The sequence below is a fragment of the Bartonella massiliensis genome, from assembly GCF_902150025.1.
GTDB lineage: Bacteria > Pseudomonadota > Alphaproteobacteria > Rhizobiales > Rhizobiaceae > Bartonella > Bartonella massiliensis.
In genome coordinates, this window is sequence record NZ_CABFVS010000066.1 from 1 (window position 1) to 1,517 (window position 1,517).

Annotated in this window: 1 pseudogene; it reads right to left on the minus strand. The window is 38.1% G+C overall.

What is annotated here, in order from left to right:
- A pseudogene (locus tag FNZ60_RS09435) lies at positions 1-1,517 on the minus strand (helicase-related protein); the annotation flags it as partial.

The window sequence follows — 1,517 nt, forward strand, 5'->3', positions numbered from 1 at the left end:
AAAAAAACTTTCATAAAGCTTGATAATAAGATTTTGCTTTGCTTGGGGTTCAGTAATCCCTGCTGTACAGAACGTGATACTTTTGTAGAATTTATCAAGATCTTTTGCTTCTTCCTCAATATTGGTTTTATCCAGTTTCGCTAAAATCTTTTCCATGGCTTGTGAAATGGCATTGTTCTGGACAAACTTATTGCCGTCAAACAAAGCTTCAAACACGGGACGCGTCACAAGATGTTGTGCTAACATCTCAACGGCTTCCTCTTGTTTGATTTCACTGTTTACGTTGTTTTGTAATTCCTTATGAAAGATATCAAAAGCATGAAAAGTTTCACTCTTTTCGTCCACAAGCATATCTTTAAGACGATTGATATGGTTTTGTGCAATCTCAGCAACATTGCCAGCCCATATGCCCCAATAATCCGTGATTTTAAAACTATCCAGAAAAATTGTCTTGATAAAATCAACAAATTCAGAAGGGCGGAATAATTCTCCTTGCTCTGTAGTCGATTGAGAGTTGCTTGCTGCTGTTCCAATAACATGTCCAGAACTTTCTCCTTTGATTGTATCTGGACATCATCAACCGTTGTGGTGAGTTCTTTTAATTCATTGTCACGCTTAATCTCTATAATCTCAATCGTATGGCTGCTATCTTGTCCTAAAGACATTTGATTAATCGTTCGAGCCAGCCTCTCATCATGAGAATGTAAAGCATTCAAAACTTGCCAAACAACATGGTACTTCTTATTATTCCGTAAAGCTTTTTTGGCTTCTAAATGCGAGGGAATGATAACGGGTAAAATGATATAACCTGTCTTTTTTCCTTTGGCACGACGCATCACACGCCCCACCGCCTGTATCACATCCACTTGGCTATTGCGCGGGTGTAAAAACATGATGGCATCAAGAGCAGGAACATCAATTCCTTCTGAAAGACACCGAACATTGCTTAAGATCCGACAAACATTGTGACCAGCATCTTGTTTCAGCCAATCCAGTTCTTCATTGCGTTTTTTGACACTTTGCTTTCCGTCAATATGTCTTACTTCACAATTCAGAAAGGGAACGTCTTTAAGGAAATCATTGATATGAGATTCGATAATTTTATTGAAGAGCTTTGTAACATATTGAGAAGTATTGATATCTTTGCAAAAAGCTAAAGCACAATGCATGGGCTCTGTATCATCATCATCAATAGCTGCTTCCTTATCTATTTTAGTCAGTGCTCTATAACAGCCAATAATTTTTGCCGCATCATCTAAATCAATTTCACGGTCTTCATTGGCAATAATCTTCTGTATGGCTGGTGTGATATAGGTTTCATCAATACCCAAAACAACAATCTTGTAAGGGGTTAAAAGTTCATTCTCGACAGCTTCAGTAAAGGTATAATGATAAAGTTGTTTTCCAAAAAGCGCTTCATCATCCATGGACGCCAAAACGGCATTAATCTCATCAGCCCGTCTTTTGGCAGTCTCGCTAAAGATACGAGGCGTTGCTGTCATATACAGACGTTTTTT